This is a genomic window from Mycobacterium celatum (assembly GCF_002101595.1).
Taxonomy (GTDB): Bacteria; Actinomycetota; Actinomycetes; order Mycobacteriales; family Mycobacteriaceae; genus Mycobacterium; species Mycobacterium celatum.
On sequence record NZ_LQOM01000024.1, the window covers coordinates 260,364 to 275,524 of the forward strand.

The 15,161-nt window shown below is 66.2% G+C and carries 10 protein-coding genes; 1 reads left to right on the forward strand and 9 read right to left on the reverse strand.

Annotated elements, in window-relative coordinates:
* Positions 1 to 22: 22 nt before the first annotated feature.
* The 7 genes from AWB95_RS09260 to AWB95_RS09290 all read right to left on the reverse strand — a co-directional run bounded on the left by AWB95_RS09260 (position 23) and on the right by AWB95_RS09290 (position 13,290).
* Entirely contained in the window at positions 23 to 862 is an 840-nt protein-coding gene (locus AWB95_RS09260) for a CE1 family esterase (RefSeq protein ID WP_062539701.1), read from the reverse strand.
* A gap of 2 nt (positions 863 to 864) precedes the next feature.
* Positions 865 to 1,617, reverse strand: a complete 753-nt coding sequence (locus tag AWB95_RS09265; protein ID WP_062539708.1) for a deoxyribonuclease IV — start codon at positions 1,615 to 1,617, stop codon at positions 865 to 867.
* Positions 1,618 to 1,703: 86 nt separating this feature from the next.
* On the reverse strand, positions 1,704 to 2,591 hold the full coding sequence (locus tag AWB95_RS09270; protein ID WP_062539702.1) for a type IV toxin-antitoxin system AbiEi family antitoxin: 888 nt from the start codon (positions 2,589 to 2,591) through the stop codon (positions 1,704 to 1,706).
* Positions 2,592 to 2,710: 119 nt separating this feature from the next.
* Positions 2,711 to 6,661, reverse strand: a complete 3,951-nt coding sequence (locus AWB95_RS09275) for a DNA-directed RNA polymerase subunit beta' (protein ID WP_062539703.1) — start codon at positions 6,659 to 6,661, stop codon at positions 2,711 to 2,713.
* A gap of 35 nt (positions 6,662 to 6,696) precedes the next feature.
* Positions 6,697 to 10,185 carry a DNA-directed RNA polymerase subunit beta gene (rpoB, locus tag AWB95_RS09280; RefSeq protein ID WP_062539709.1) on the reverse strand — a complete coding sequence of 1,163 codons (3,489 nt, stop codon included), beginning with the start codon at positions 10,183 to 10,185 and terminating at the stop codon, positions 6,697 to 6,699.
* A gap of 402 nt (positions 10,186 to 10,587) precedes the next feature.
* Entirely contained in the window at positions 10,588 to 11,664 is a 1,077-nt protein-coding gene (locus AWB95_RS09285) for an ABC transporter ATP-binding protein (RefSeq protein WP_062539704.1), read from the reverse strand.
* 87 nt (positions 11,665 to 11,751) lie between these two features.
* Positions 11,752 to 13,290 (reverse strand): carotenoid oxygenase family protein, encoded by a 1,539-nt coding sequence (locus tag AWB95_RS09290; RefSeq protein WP_085168061.1) that lies wholly within the window; start codon positions 13,288 to 13,290, stop codon positions 11,752 to 11,754.
* 67 nt (positions 13,291 to 13,357) lie between these two features.
* Here AWB95_RS09290 and AWB95_RS09295 point away from each other — a divergent pair, with 67 nt between their 5' ends.
* A complete protein-coding gene (locus tag AWB95_RS09295; RefSeq protein WP_084707081.1) occupies positions 13,358 to 14,107 on the forward strand; it encodes a TetR/AcrR family transcriptional regulator in 750 nt (249 codons plus the stop codon).
* A 27-nt stretch (positions 14,108 to 14,134) separates the two neighbouring features.
* Here the strand turns inward: AWB95_RS09295 and rplL are convergent, their stop codons facing one another.
* Together rplL and rplJ are read right to left on the reverse strand one after the other, a co-directional pair.
* On the reverse strand, positions 14,135 to 14,527 hold the full coding sequence (gene rplL / locus AWB95_RS09300) for a 50S ribosomal protein L7/L12 (RefSeq protein WP_062539705.1): 393 nt from the start codon (positions 14,525 to 14,527) through the stop codon (positions 14,135 to 14,137).
* A gap of 25 nt (positions 14,528 to 14,552) precedes the next feature.
* Positions 14,553 to 15,137 (reverse strand): 50S ribosomal protein L10, encoded by a 585-nt coding sequence (rplJ, locus tag AWB95_RS09305; protein ID WP_062539706.1) that lies wholly within the window; start codon positions 15,135 to 15,137, stop codon positions 14,553 to 14,555.
* Between the last annotated feature and the right edge of the window lie 24 nt (positions 15,138 to 15,161).

Sequence of the window (15,161 nt, forward strand, 5' to 3'; positions counted from 1 at the left end):
AACCGCACAAGAGACGTAATACTCAGTCGGCGTGGGCGGCGAAAAACCGCCACAGTGTGGGCGTCGCGAATTGCGGCCATTCATGGCCACCGCCGTCGACCGTCATCAGAACGACGCTGCGGTTGTCGGGACACTCGGCGGTCGAGGTGGTGACCCGGCGCTCGGTGCTGGTGGTCGGCGGCGCGCAATGGTCGACGTTGCGCCAGAAGGCATTCACCTGCGGCACCGGGGGCCCGTCGATGTGTGCGACGCCGGCACCGCGTCCACCGTTGTAGCGAATGTTCTGGTCGCCGGTGCCGTGGATGTGCATCACCGACGTGCGATGCGGCGACGTGCACGGGTCGAGTTGGGTGGCAGCGTCGGGGCCGATCGCCGCGAACATGCCGGTATGGCACGCCAGCGTGTACGCCATGATGCCGCCGTTGCTGATACCGGCGGCGTAGATCCGCGACGCATCGACCCCGATCGCGTGGCTGATCTCGGTAACCGTCGCCGTGATGAAGGCGACGTCGTCCACCCCGTCGCGGCCGGGTTGCCCGCAACACCCGCCGCCGGTGTTCCAGGCCCGCCCGACGCCGTCGGGATAAGCGACCAGAAATTTCATCGAGTCGGCCAATTGGTTCCAGCCGTAAGCCTTTTCGGCTTGCCGCGCGCTGCCGAACCCGCCGTGCAGCATCACCACCAGCGGCGCGGACTCCGGCAGCCCGGTCGGCTTGTACACCCGATAGGTCCGATCCAGGCCGCCAACGCTGATCGTGTGCACACTCATGCCGTCCGGCAATGCGGCCGTCGCCGGCGGGGAAGCCGCACACGCCGCCACCGTCGCGAGCACACCGAGTAGCGCAGCGAGCCGGGCGACCATGGCTAGCCGACGCGGTCGCGGAGGAAGGCGATGTCGTCCTTGCGGCCATCGTCGGCGGTTTCGCAGACGACGGGCGCGTTGGCCGCTTTCACCACCGCGACCAGCAGCTCAGGATTGATCTGGCCGGAGCCGATGTTGGCATGGCGGTCCGCGCCCGAGCCCGCCGCATCCCTGGAGTCGTTGCAGTGCACCAGATCGATGCGGCCGGTGATCGCCTTGATGCGGTCGACGGCGTCGATGAGCACCTCGCCCGCTGCCCATGCGTGGCAGGTATCCAGGCAAAAACCGATACCCGTGTCGCCGATGTGGTCCCAGAGCCGGGCGATGGTCTCGAAGTGGCGGGCCATCGCGTGGTCACCGCCGGCGGTGTTCTCCAAGTACACCGGCACATCGGTTTCCAGGCGCTCCATCGCTTTTCGCCAGCGCTCGCAACCGGCTTGCAGATCGTCGTCGTCAACATGTCCACCGTGCACGATCACGGCGGTGGCCGCGATCTCGGCAGCCGCATCGCAGGTGTCCTGCAGAATCTTGCGCGACGGGATCCGCACCCGGTTGTTCGCCGATGCGACGTTGATCAGGTACGGCGCGTGAACGTAGAGCGGCATGCTCGACGCCTTCAGCTGGGCCGCGTCGTCGCGCGGTTTCGGCTTCTTCCAGCTCTGCGGATTGCCGAGAAAGATCTGCACCAAGTCGGCGCCCTCAGCCGCTGCGGCGGCCAGCGGATCCTTCGGGCTTACATGCGAACCGATGAGCATTGACATCAGTGTAGTGGGTCACGTTCCTCCGCGAGCAGACGCAGAATCGCACGTTTCCGTGCCCGAACGTGCGATTCTGCGTCTGCTCACCCAGCCAAGCGCGGCGTCGCCAGGAGGCCCGTGATCCGCGCTACCAGGCCGAACGGATCGCCGCGGATATCGTCGACAGTCATTGGGACAGTAGACCAACCGCATTCCTGCAATCGGGCGGTTTTCAAGCGGTCATGTAGCAGGGCTTCACGGCCAACATGCCACTCGACACTGTCGTATTCGGCGACGACCATTGCCGCCGGCCAGGCGAAGTCGACGCGCCAAACCTTGCCGTAGTAGTCGACGATGTTGTACTGCAACTCGGGCATGGGCACTCCGCCGTCGATAAAGACCAGGCGCGCCTCACTTTCCATCGGCGACTCAGCGCGGCCGTCGGCGTAGCCAATCAATTCGCGGACCTTGACGATGCCGCGACGGCCTTTCTGCTCGCGGATCGCCGCGTGCAGTTCGCCGGTGGTGCAAGCGCCGACATGCAAGGCCGCGTCGAGCGTCGCCAAGGCTCGTGGCCGTCGCAAGGACCGTGCGATTTCGATCGCGGTCCATGCTGGCGCTGTTGCGAGCCGACCTTCGACTCGCCGCAGCGGTGCACCGATTCGCTGATGCACCATCAGGTTTCGCGACGGCCGCATCCGTACGCCGGGATCGAGCACGTGGACGCGCGACGTGACCTCGGTATCGAAGCCGTACAACGCGGCGGCTGTACCCATGCAGGCGACCGCATGACGTCCCATGAAGAGGTCGAGTGCCTTCAAGCGGCCCAACAAGTCGGGTTCAGCCGCAGCATAAATGCCGTACCACACCCTGGTGAGGCCGCCATTCTTCACCTTCACATCGAGTTCCTGACGAGTCATCACCGAAAGCAACTGCGCTGCCGTAGCGAAGCCTCCGCCCTCCGCTAAGACGGCTATCGCATCGACGTGCACACCGGAAGCATGAGAGGGTTCCGGGGAATTGGCTAACCACCCTGGGGATGGCGCAGTGAGCAGACGCAGAATCGCATCGCCAGGGCACCTGGCGTGCGATTCTGCGTCTGCTCGCGGTACTAGCGGTAGTCGGAGTACCCGTAGTCGTCCAGCGGCACCGCGGCACCGGACGCCTGGCCGAAGTCCGGGCTGTAGTACTGATCCTCGTACGACGGGATCGTGTACGCGGCGGCCCGGGCCTCCTCAGTCGGCTGCACCTGGATGTTGCGGTAACGGCTGATGCCGGTGCCGGCCGGGATCAGCTTGCCGATGATCACGTTCTCCTTCAGACCGTTGAGCTTGTCGCTGCGGCAGTTGATCGCCGCATCGGTCAGCACTCGCGTGGTCTCCTGGAACGACGCCGCGCTCAACCACGAGTCGGTGGCGAGGCTCGCCTTGGTGATCCCCATCAGCACTGGACGGCCGGCGGCGGGCTCGCCGCCCTCGGCCACCACCCGACGGTTCTCGGCCTCGAACTCGGCACGGTCGATCAGCGAGCCGGGCAGGAACTCCGTCGAACCCGAGTCGATGATCGTGACCCGGCGCAGCATCTGCCGGACGATCACCTCGATGTGCTTGTCGTGGATCGACACACCCTGGGCCCGGTAGACCTCCTGGACCTCCTTGACGAGGTGGATCTGCACCTCACGCGGGCCCTGCACGCGCAGCACCTCGTGCGGGTCGGCGGAGCCTTCCATCAGCTGCTGGCCCACCTCGACGTGGTCGCCGTCGGCGAGCAGCCGCTCGGTGCCGTCCTCGTGCTTGAACACCCGCAGGCGTTGGCGCTTGGAGAGCTTGTCGTAGACCACTTCCTCGCCGCCGTCGTCGGGGACGATGGTGATCTTGTAGAAACGCTCGCCCTCCTCCAGGCGCACCCGTCCGGTGACGTCGGCGATGGGCGCCTTACCGCGCGGCACCCGGGCCTCGAACAGCTCCTGCACGCGGGGCAGACCACCGGTGATGTCCTCACCGACACCACCCTGGTGGAAGGTGCGCATGGTCAGCTGCGTGCCGGGCTCGCCGATGGACTGGGCGGCAACGATGCCGACGGCCTCGCCGATGTCGACCAGCTTGCCGGTCGCCATTGAACGCCCGTAGCAGGTGGCGCACACGCCGGTTCCGGTCCCGCAGGTCAGCACCGAGCGCACCTTCACCGACGTGATGCCCGCGGCCAGAAGAGCGTCGATCTCGGGGTCCCCGAGGTCGTGGCCGCGCGCGACGACGACGTTGCCCTTCTCGTCCACCGCGTCGGTGCCCAAAGTGCGGGCATAGGCGGAGGTTTCGATGAACGGGTCGCGGATCAGGGTGCCGTCGGGTTGGCGCTCGGCCAGCTCGACGGTGATGCCGCGCTCGGTGCCGCAGTCGGCCTCGCGCACGATGACGTCCTGGCTCACGTCCACCAGACGCCGGGTCAGGTAACCCGAGTCGGCGGTTCGCAACGCGGTGTCCGCCAAGCCCTTTCGGGCGCCGTGGGTGTTGATGAAGTACTCCAACACCGTCAGGCCCTCACGGAACGACGACTTGATCGGCCGCGGGATGAACTCACCCTTCGGGTTGGTCACCAGACCCTTCATGCCGGCCAGCGTCCGGGTCTGGGTGAAGTTACCCGTCGCACCGGAGTCGACGATCGTGATGATCGGGTTGTCGTCGGGGTAGTGCTCACGCAGCGCCTGCCCCACCTCGTCGGTGGCTTCCTTCCAGATCTCCACCAGCGCCTCGTTGCGTTCGTCGTGGTTCAAAGCACCACGCTGGAACTGCTTTTCGACCTTGTCGGCCCGCTCCTCGTAGGAGTCGAGAATCTCCTGCTTGCGCGGCGGCACCAACACGTCGGCCATCGACACGGTCACACCGGAGCGGGTGGCCCAGTAGAAGCCGGCGTCCTTGAGCTTGTCGACGGTCTGCGCGACCACGATCATCGGGTAGCGCTCGGCCAGGTCGTTGATGATCGCGGCCTGCACCTTCTTGTGCATCTGCTGGTTCACGAACGGGTAACCGACCGGCAGCAGCTCGTTGAACATCACCCGGCCCAGCGTGGTCTCGGCCATCCAGGAATCCCCTGGCTGCCAACCGTTCACGCCGAACAGCTCGGCCTCCAGCTCGGCGGGCGGACGCAGCTGATCCAAGCGCACCTTGATCTTGGCCCGCACGGACAGCACGCCGCGGTCCATCGCCATGATCGCCTCGGCCGGCGAGGAGTACACCCCCGACTCGGGACGGTCCTTCGCGGCCGCGACGTATTCGCCTTTGTCGCCGGGCACCTCGGTGGTCAGGTAGTACAGCCCGGTCACCATGTCCAGCCGCGGCATCGCCAGCGGGCGACCCGAGGCCGGCGACAGGATGTTGTTGGAGGACAGCATCAGGATGCGGGCCTCGGCCTGCGCCTCGGCGGATAGCGGCAGGTGCACCGCCATCTGGTCGCCGTCGAAGTCGGCGTTGAACGCCTCACACACCAGCGGGTGCAGCTGAATCGCCTTGCCTTCCACCAGCATTGGCTCGAACGCCTGGATACCCAGCCGGTGCAGGGTGGGTGCGCGGTTCAGCAGCACCGGGTGCTCGGCGATGACCTCCTCGAGCACATCCCACACCTGCGGACGCTGACGCTCGACCATCCGCTTGGCGCTCTTGATGTTCTGCGCGTGGTTGAGGTCGACGAGCCGCTTCATCACGAACGGCTTGAACAGCTCCAGCGCCATCAGTTTGGGCAGACCGCACTGGTGCAGCTTCAGCTGCGGGCCAACCACGATGACCGAACGGCCCGAGTAGTCGACACGCTTACCGAGCAGGTTCTGGCGGAACCGGCCCTGCTTGCCCTTGAGCAGATCGGAGAGCGACTTCAGCGGGCGGTTGCCCGGCCCGGTGACCGGGCGGCCGCGACGGCCGTTGTCGAACAGCGCGTCGACGGACTCCTGCAGCATCCGCTTCTCGTTGTTGACGATGATCTCAGGCGCGCCGAGGTCGATGAGCCTCTTGAGCCGGTTGTTGCGGTTGATCACCCGGCGGTACAGGTCGTTGAGGTCCGACGTGGCGAACCGGCCGCCGTCGAGCTGCACCATCGGACGCAGCTCCGGCGGGATCACCGGCACCGCGTCGAGCACCATGCCCATTGGCGAGTTGCCGGACTGCTGGAACGCAGCCACCACCTTCAGACGCTTCAACGCGCGAAGCTTCTTCTGCCCCTTGCCGTTTCGGATCACCTCGCGCAGCGCGTCGGCCTCGGCGTCGATGTCGAAGTTCTCGATCAGCTTCTGGATCGACTCCGCGCCCATCGCACCGGTGAAGTACTCGCCGTAGCGGTCGACCAGCTCACGGTAGAGGTTCTCGTCGACGATCAGCTGCTTGGGGGCCAGCTTGGTGAAGGTGTTCCAGATGTCCTCCAGCCGGTCCAGCTCACGCTGGGCACGGTCCCGGATCTGGCGCATCTCCCGCTCGCCGCCGTCGCGAACCTTGCGCCGCGCATCGGCTTTCGCGCCCTCGGCCTCCAGCTCGGCCAGATCGGCCTCCAGCTTCTGCGCGCGCGCCTCCAGGTCGGCGTCGCGCTGGTCCTCGACGGCCTTGCGCTCGACGACCATCTCGGCCTCGAGCGTGGACAGCTCGTTGTGCCGCAGCTCGTCGTCCACACTGGTGATCACGTAGGCGGCGAAGTAGATGATCTTCTCGAGATCCTTGGGCGCCAAGTCCAGCAGGTAGCCCAGCCGCGACGGCACACCCTTGAAGTACCAGATGTGCGTGACCGGAGCGGCCAGCTCGATGTGGCCCATCCGCTCGCGGCGCACCTTGGCGCGGGTCACCTCGACGCCGCAGCGCTCACAGATGATGCCCTTGAAGCGCACCCGCTTGTACTTGCCGCAGTAGCACTCCCAGTCGCGAGTCGGTCCGAAGATCTTCTCGCAGAACAGGCCGTCCTTCTCCGGCTTCAATGTGCGGTAGTTGATGGTCTCCGGCTTCTTGACCTCGCCGTAGGACCACTGACGGATGTCGTCGGCGGTGGCCAGGCCGATCCGGAGTTCATCGAAGAAGTTGACGTCTAACACGTAACTCCCTTTCCCCTTTCGGGACTAGAAAACAATTAGGCTAAGTCCTCAACCGAGGCAGATTCGTTGCGGGACAAGTTGATTCCCAGGTTGGCTGCAGCGCGCTCCAGATCCTCGTCGTCACCGTCGCGCATCTCGATGGCCGCGCCATCACTGGAGAGCACTTCGACGTTGAGGCACAGCGACTGCAGCTCCTTGAGCAGCACCTTGAACGACTCGGGGATGCCCGGCTCGGGGATGTTCTCGCCCTTGACGATCGCCTCGTACACCTTGACCCGCCCGACGGTGTCGTCGGACTTGATGGTCAGCAGCTCCTGCAGCGTGTACGCCGCGCCGTAGGCCTGCATGGCCCAGCACTCCATCTCACCGAACCGCTGGCCACCGAACTGTGCCTTACCGCCCAGCGGCTGCTGGGTGATCATCGAGTACGGGCCGGTGGAGCGGGCGTGGATCTTGTCGTCCACCAGGTGGTGCAGCTTCATGATGTACATGTAGCCGGTGGTCACCGGGTACGGGAACGGCTCACCGGAGCGCCCGTCGTAAAGGATCGCCTTGCCGTCGCCGTCGACCAGCACCTCGCCGTCGCGGTTGGGCAGCGTGGAGGACAGCAGGCCCTGCAGCTCCTCTTCCCGCGCGCCGTCGAACACCGGCGTCGAGACGATCTTGTTCGGCTCGGCCTCCAGCAGCTCCTCCGGCAGCTTGGCGGCCCAGTCGGGCTTGCCCTCGACCTTCCAGCCGCTGTGTGCACACCAGCCCAGGTGGGTTTCCAGGATCTGGCCGATGTTCATCCGTCGCGGCACCCCGTGGGTGTTCAGGATGATGTCCACCGGCGTGCCGTCGGGCAGGAACGGCATGTCCTCGACGGGCAGGATCTTGCCGATCACGCCCTTGTTGCCGTGCCGGCCGGCCAGCTTGTCGCCGTCGGAGATCTTGCGCTTCTGCGCGACATAGACACGGACCAGCTCGTTGACGCCTGCGGGCAGCTCGTCGTCGTCCTCGCGGGAGAACACCCGGATGCCGATGACCTTGCCGGACTCGCCGTGCGGCACCTTCAGCGACGTGTCGCGGACCTCGCGGGCCTTCTCGCCGAAGATCGCCCGCAGCAGCCGCTCCTCCGGGGTCAGCTCGGTCTCCCCCTTCGGGGTGACCTTGCCGACCAGGATGTCGCCGTCGCGAACCTCGGCGCCGATGCGCACGATGCCACGCTCGTCGAGGTCGGCGAGCACCTCATCGGACACGTTGGGGATGTCGCGGGTGATCTCCTCGGCGCCCAGCTTGGTGTCGCGGGCGTCGATCTCGTGCTCCTCGATGTGGATCGAGGTCAACACGTCCTCCTCGACGAGGCGGTTCGACAGGATGATCGCGTCCTCGTAGTTGTGGCCTTCCCACGGCATGATCGCCACCAGCAGGTTCTTGCCGAGCGCCATCTCGCCGTTGTCGGTACACGGGCCGTCGGCGATCACCTGGCCGGCCTCGACGCGCTGGCCGGCGTCCACGATCGGACGCTGGTTGGCACAGGTGCCGTGGTTGGACCGGGCGAACTTGCGCAACCGGTAGCTCTGCCGGGTGCCGTCGTCGGCCATCACCGTGATGTAGTCGGCAGACACTTCCTCGACGACGCCGCCCTTGTCGGCGACGACGACGTCACCGGCGTCGATCGCGGCGCGCAGCTCCATCCCGGTTCCCACCAGCGGACGCTCGCTGCGCACCAGCGGAACCGCCTGCCGCTGCATGTTGGCACCCATCAGGGCGCGGTTGGCGTCGTCGTGCTCGAGGAACGGGATCATCGCGGTGGCCACCGACACCATCTGGCGCGGCGAGACGTCCATGAACTCGACCTCCGACGACGACACGTACTCGACCTCGCCGCCCTTCCGGCGGACCAGAACGCGGTCCTCGGTGAACCGGCCCCCGTCGTCGATCGGCGAGTTGGCCTGCGCGACGACGTGGCGGTCCTCCTCGTCGGCGGTCAGGTACACCACCTCGTCGGTCACCCGGCCGTCGACGACCTTGCGGTACGGCGTCTCGATGAACCCGAACGGGTTGACCCGGGCGTACACCGCCAGCGACCCGATCAGACCGATGTTCGGGCCCTCCGGCGTCTCGATCGGGCACATCCGGCCGTAGTGACTCGGGTGCACGTCGCGCACCTCGAGGCCCGCCCGCTCCCGGGACAGACCACCCGGGCCCAGTGCGTTCAGGCGCCGCTTGTGGGTCAGCCCGGACAGCGGGTTGTTCTGGTCCATGAACTGCGAGAGCTGGCTGGTGCCGAAGAACTCCTTGATCGCCGCCACGACGGGACGGATGTTGATCAGGGTCTGCGGCGTGATCGCCTCGACGTCCTGAGTGGTCATCCGCTCGCGGACCACCCGCTCCATGCGGGACATGCCGACTCGGATCTGGTTCTGGATCAGCTCACCGACGGTACGAATGCGCCGGTTACCGAAGTGGTCGATGTCGTCGGTTTCCACCGGCACCTCGACTCCGCCCGGGACGGTCATCGTGGTGTGGCCCTCGTGCAGGCGGACCAGGTACTCGATGGTGGCGACGACGTCCTCTTCGGTCAGAGTGGTCGTCGTGATCGGGGACGCGGTGTTCAGGCCGAGCTTCTTGTTGACCTTGTAGCGGCCCACCCGCGCGAGGTCGTAGCGCTTCTCCTTGAAGAACAGGTTCTCCAGCAGGGTCTGCGCGGACTCCTTGGTGGGCGGCTCGCCCGGGCGCAGCTTGCGGTAGATGTCCAGCAGCGCCTCGTCGGTGCCGACCGTGTTGTCCTTCTCCAGCGTCGACATCATGATCTCGGAGAAGCCGAACCGCTCGGTGATCTGCTCGTTGGTCCAGCCCAGCGCCTTGAGCAGCACGGTGACCGGCTGGCGGCGCTTGCGGTCGATGCGCACACCGACGGTGTCGCGCTTGTCGACGTCGAACTCCAGCCACGCGCCGCGGCTGGGGATCACCTTGACCGAGTGCAGGGTCTTTTCGGTCGACTTGTCGATGGTCTCGTCGAAGTAGACACCGGGAGAGCGGACCAGCTGGCTGACGACGACGCGCTCGGTCCCGTTGATGATGAACGTGCCCTTCTCGGTCATCATCGGGAAGTCGCCCATGAACACCGTCTGGCTCTTGATCTCGCCGGTGTTGTTGTTGATGAACTCCGCGGTGACGAACAGCGGGGCCGCGTACGTCATGTCCTTGTCTTTGCACTCGTCGACGGGCGCCTTGACCTCGTCGAAGCGCGGGTCGGAGAAGGACAGCGACATCGAGCCGGAGAAGTCCTCGATGGGTGAGAGCTCGTCGAGCACCTCTTCCAGCCCGCCCTTGGGCGCGACGTCGCCGCGGGCGGCCGCTTTCTCACGCCATTCCGGCGTGCCGATCAGCCACTCGAAGGAGTCCGTCTGCACGTCCAGCAGGCCGGGGACCTCGAGCGGTTCACGCAGCTTCGCAAAAGAAATTCGGTTGGGTGCTCCGGGAACGGAGCTATTGGAGGAAGTTTGACGGTTTGTCTTGCTCTGGCGGGAGACTGCCAAGATGCATCCTTCCAGCACCTCGTGCGACTAACAGGAGCCGGCGGCCACCGGACCTTTTGCCGCGATAACTGTGTCGGTTCGGCTGGCGGACGAACTGTCCAAATCTCACGCACGCGGCTAGATCGCTGAGCCGGAAACGGGCTCAGGCTAGGACCACGGTGTCAAGTGGCGGGTGAGATGGGCAGGAGGCAGCCAGCGCAACGTCCAACGATAGCGCAGGACTGCGCATTCCTCAACTACCGTGCCCAGGAACCTCGGCGATCCGGGCGCTGGCCGCCGCTTCGGGATTCCCCTGCACACATGCTGCCCAACAGACTGACCCCTTCCGGCTCGTCCGTCAAGGGTTGACGCGCCAACTTGTCAGCGAGAACTCCTTCCCGGCACTGCCGCGGCGTGGCCCGACTATTGCGTGCGGATGGTCTCGGTGGGCGCGTCGTAGTCGCGGTGGCGGCCACGGTCCTCGCCGCCGAAGTCCCGCTCGTGCGCCGGGTAGTCCTGGACGCTGCCCTCGAGGGACTCGAGGATGGCTTGCTGCGCATTCTTGGGCAGCAGGTGCAGGTTCTCGCGGACGCGGGCCTGACGGCGGGCGACGGCCTTGCGCTCCGGCATGCCCGGGGTGGCGGTGATCTGCGGCGGCACGCCCTCGATCTCCTCGACACCACCGCCGTGGTGGCCGGCCTCCAGGTGGGCCTGCTCCTCGGCCATGGTGGCCTCGTCCTTTTCCTCCGACATACCGATCGGCCCGATCCGGCGACCGTTGAGGAACTGCTTGACCACGGGCTCGTCGCTGGTCAAAAGCACCTCGCGCGGGCCGAACATGACCAGCTTGCGGCGAAACAGCATGCCCATGTTGTCCGGCACCGTGCGGGCGATGTTGATGTTGTGCGTCACGATCAGGATCGTGGCGTCGATCTGCGCGTTGATGTCGATCAGCAGCTGACTCAAATACGCGGTACGCACCGGGTCCAGACCGGAGTCCGGCTCGTCGCAGAGGATGATCTGCGGGTCGAGCACCAGCGAACGCGCCAGGCCGGCACGCTTTTTCATACCGCCCGAGATCTCACCGGGGAACTTCTTCTCATCACCGGCCAGACCGACGATCGCCAGCTTCTCCATGACGATGTCACGGATCTCGCTTTCCTTCTTCTTGGTGTGCTCACGCAACGGGAACGCGGTGTTGTCGTAGATGTTCATCGACCCGAACAGCGCGCCGTCCTGGAACATGACCCCGAACAGGGTGCGGATCTCGTAGAGCTCCTTGGCCGAGCACTCGGTGATGTCGACGTCGTCGATGATGATCGAGCCGCGCTCCGGGCGCAGCAGCCCGATCAGCGACTTCAAAAACACCGATTTACCGGTACCCGACGGGCCCAGCAACACGCTGACCTCGCCCGGCGGGATGTCCATCGTGACGTCTTCCCAGATTCGCTGGGATCCGAAGGACTTGGTGAGTCCTTCAACCCGGATTGCCTTGCCCATGCGAATCCTCCCGGTGACGTTGCCGACTGGCCTGTGGTTTCAGTCACTTTAGCCTACCCGGGCGGGCGGCAACACGCCTATCGCTGGCTACCCGCGGGTAGGTGTGTCAAGGCCAACGCCGGCTGGATCGGATGGCGCCCAGTTGCCGTGAAACCCCATCGGCACCCGTTGCGGCAGGTGCACGGTGGCCACCGCCTCGAGGGTCTCGGCGTCGAGCATCAGCAGCTGACCCTCGTCGCGGCCCCGGTGATACCCGTAGCCGATCAGGATGCCGTCGTCTTCCGAGGTGCTGGTGGGATTGGGCACGAATGACATCTCCCCGATTACAAGGTCGGCGTCCAATGCGGCTACGGCGCAGGATCCGGTCGCGTAGTCGTGCTTGTAGAGCGCCGTACGCATCTCGGATGGCCCATCGGGGACGTATCCGCCGGCGGTGCCGACGGCGTAGCCGAACCGATGCCGGGCACCGAGCAGGCTCTCGTTGATCCGCGGGAATTCCTGCGGCCGGTCGTCGCGGCGTTCGGTGGTCACTGACCCGGCGCCGAGGTTGATGGTCCAGCGGTCCAGGGCGGGCCGGCTGTCGCCGGGCCCACGCAGGTCCTGGTCGAACATCCGCGAATAGCGGACCACGTCGAGCACCAGCACCTCGGCGCCATTGCGGTCTTCGGAGTAGGCGTTGAGTGGGTGAAAGACATAGCACGGTTCGATGTCGAACCACCGGACGTCTTGGTTGTCGCCTTCGCGCGGCATGACCCCGATGCGCGCCGGATAGCGGGGGTTCCATTTGTAGGGCATCTTGTTCGTCGGCTGACTGTTGCGGTTGATCATCGTCGCCATCGGGCTCGGCATACGGACGCGCCCGAGCAGGGACTGCATCACCAGGCGGGCGGGCAGGCCGAGCCAGCGCGGCACGTTCGTCGGCAGCACCTGTACCGGGTCGAACGTCACCGGCAGGTCGTAGATCACCACATACTTCTCGGTCAACGAGAAGTCGTGCATCATGGGCGATCCGCTCACCGCGATGTCGACGGTTCGCCGTGCCCGCCCCAGGGTGTCGATCACCGAATACTGGACGCTGCGCGCGCGCGCGAAAGAGTAAGAGACGGCGTGCAATTCGCCGGTTGCCGGGTCGCGGTGCGGGTGAGCGGTGTAACCGCCGGCCAACGTGCCGTCGAAGTCGCATGTCCCGACGGTGTCGAGCTCCTCGGTCAGCTCGTAGTTGGCGCCCCCGCCCTCCACCAGTGCCAGCGTGTGTCCGGCGTGGCTGAGCACGTTGGTGTTGGGACCGACGGACAGCATCCCGGCGCGCGGGTTGAGCCGTGCGGGCGGCGCCTCGCCCAGCGCCGCACACACGACCGAGGTGCGGACCCAGCGGTTGCGGTACCAGCGGGCCTGCCCGTCGCGCAGCGCCACGCCGTGCACCATGGCGTCGCCGCTGAACCAGTGGTAGGCGGCCGGGTCGACTTCGGCGACCGGGTTGGGCCCGTTGCGCAGGTACCGCCCGTCGAGGTGTTCGGGGATGTGGCCGGTGACCGGTAAGCCGGTCGCGGTCAGTTCGGCACGCACCGGCGCCAGGAAGCCCTCGAGGTAGGGATTCGTCGATGGGGCGGTAGCGGCGGTGGCCATATCTAGCTCCTATAACATTGATATTACATTGTTATAAGCACTGTACGCTGCCTATGCCAAGATGGCAATGATGAGTTCCCCGCAGATGCAACGCAGCGTGCGCCACGAATTGGTGCACGCCGCGGTCAGGCTGCTCAACGATGACGGCCCCGACGCGCTGCAAACCCGCAAGATTGCCGGTGGGGCGGGGACGTCGACGATGGCGGTGTACACCCATTTCGGTGGGATGCAGGCGCTGATCGCCGCGGTTGCCGAGGAGGGCCTGCGGCAATTCGCCGACGCGTTAACGGTCCCGCAAACCCCGGATCCGGTCGCCGACCTGGTGGCCACCGGCATCGCCTACCGGCGCTACGCAATCGAGCGCCCGCACATGTACCGGCTGATGTTCGGCAGTACCAGCGCGCACGGCATCAACGCCCCGGCGCACAACCTGCTCACTCTGACCATTGCCGAGATCAACGAGCGCTACCCGAGCTTCGCGCGGGTGGTGGATCCGGTACACCGGTCGATGCGCTCGGGCCGGATCACCGCGGGTTCTGCTGGCGACGACGCGTCCGTAGTGGCGATTGCCGCCCAGTTCTGGGCAGCGATCCACGGTTTCGTGATGCTGGAACTGGCCGGCTACTACGGCGACGACGGCGACGCCGTCGGGCCGGTGCTTGCCGCGATGACGACGAACTTGCTTGTCGCACTGGGTGATTCACGCGAATTGACGCAGCAGTCGCAAATCTTGGCGGTACACGAAACCCCCGGGTCCGGTGGCGATCGCCAGCGCGGCGGAGCCGGGCGCAGCGGGTCGCCACCGAAGAGCCCGTAGCGTTCCCGGGGGTTGTCGTGCGTCGAGCTACTTGACGGTGACCGTGGCGCCTGCGGCCTCGAGCTTGGTCTTGGCCTCCTCGGCGGCCTCCTTGGTGACCTTCTCCAGCAGCGGCTTGGGCGCGCCGTCGACCAGGTCCTTGGCCTCCTTGAGGCCCAGGCCGGAGACGATCTCGCGGACGACCTTGATGACGCCGATCTTCTTGTCGCCGGCGCCCTCGAGGATGACGTCGAACTCGGACTGCTCCTCGGCAGCCTCGGCGGCGGCGGGGGCAGCGCCCGGCGCAGCGGCCGCGACGGCGACCGGGGCGGCGGCGGTGACCTCGAAGGTCTCCTCAAACTTCTTCACGAACTCCGAGAGCTCCAGGAGAGTCAGCTCCTTGAAAGCGTCGAGCAGTTCGTCAGTAGACAGTTTGGCCATGGTGTGGGTCCTTCCTCGGTGTGCGTTATTCGGTTGATGTCTCGGCGGTTGCGGCGGGAGCCTCGGCCGGGGTCTCGCCGGTTGCGGCGGGAGCCTCGGCAGCCCTCTTCTCCTCCAGCGCGGCCGCAAGGCGGGCCACCTGCGATGCCGGCGCGTTGAACAGCCCGGCCGCCTTGGCGAGGTTGGCCTTCATCGCGCCGGCCAGTTTGGCCAGCAGCACCTCGCGGGACTCCAGGTCGGCGATGCGCTCGACTTCGGCGACGGTCAGCGCGCGACCGTCCATGTACCCGCCCTTGATGACCAGCGCCTTGTGGTCCTTGGAGAAGGTCTTGATCGCCTTGGCGGCGTCGACGGCCTCGCCGGTGACGAATGCGATCGCGGTGGGCCCGACGAACAGCTCGTCGAGCCCTTCGATGCCCGCCTCCGAGGCGGCCCGCTTGATCAGCGTGTTCTTGGCGACGGCATAGCTCGCCGACCCGGCCAGCGACCGGCGCAGCTCAGCCAGGTTGGCCACCGTCAGACCCCGGTATTCGGTGATCAGGGTCGCAGTGGACGCCTTGAACTGCTCGGCGATGTCTGCAACGGCGGTGGCTTTGTCAGCCCGGGCCATGCATACCTCCTTGGCGTTACGGCC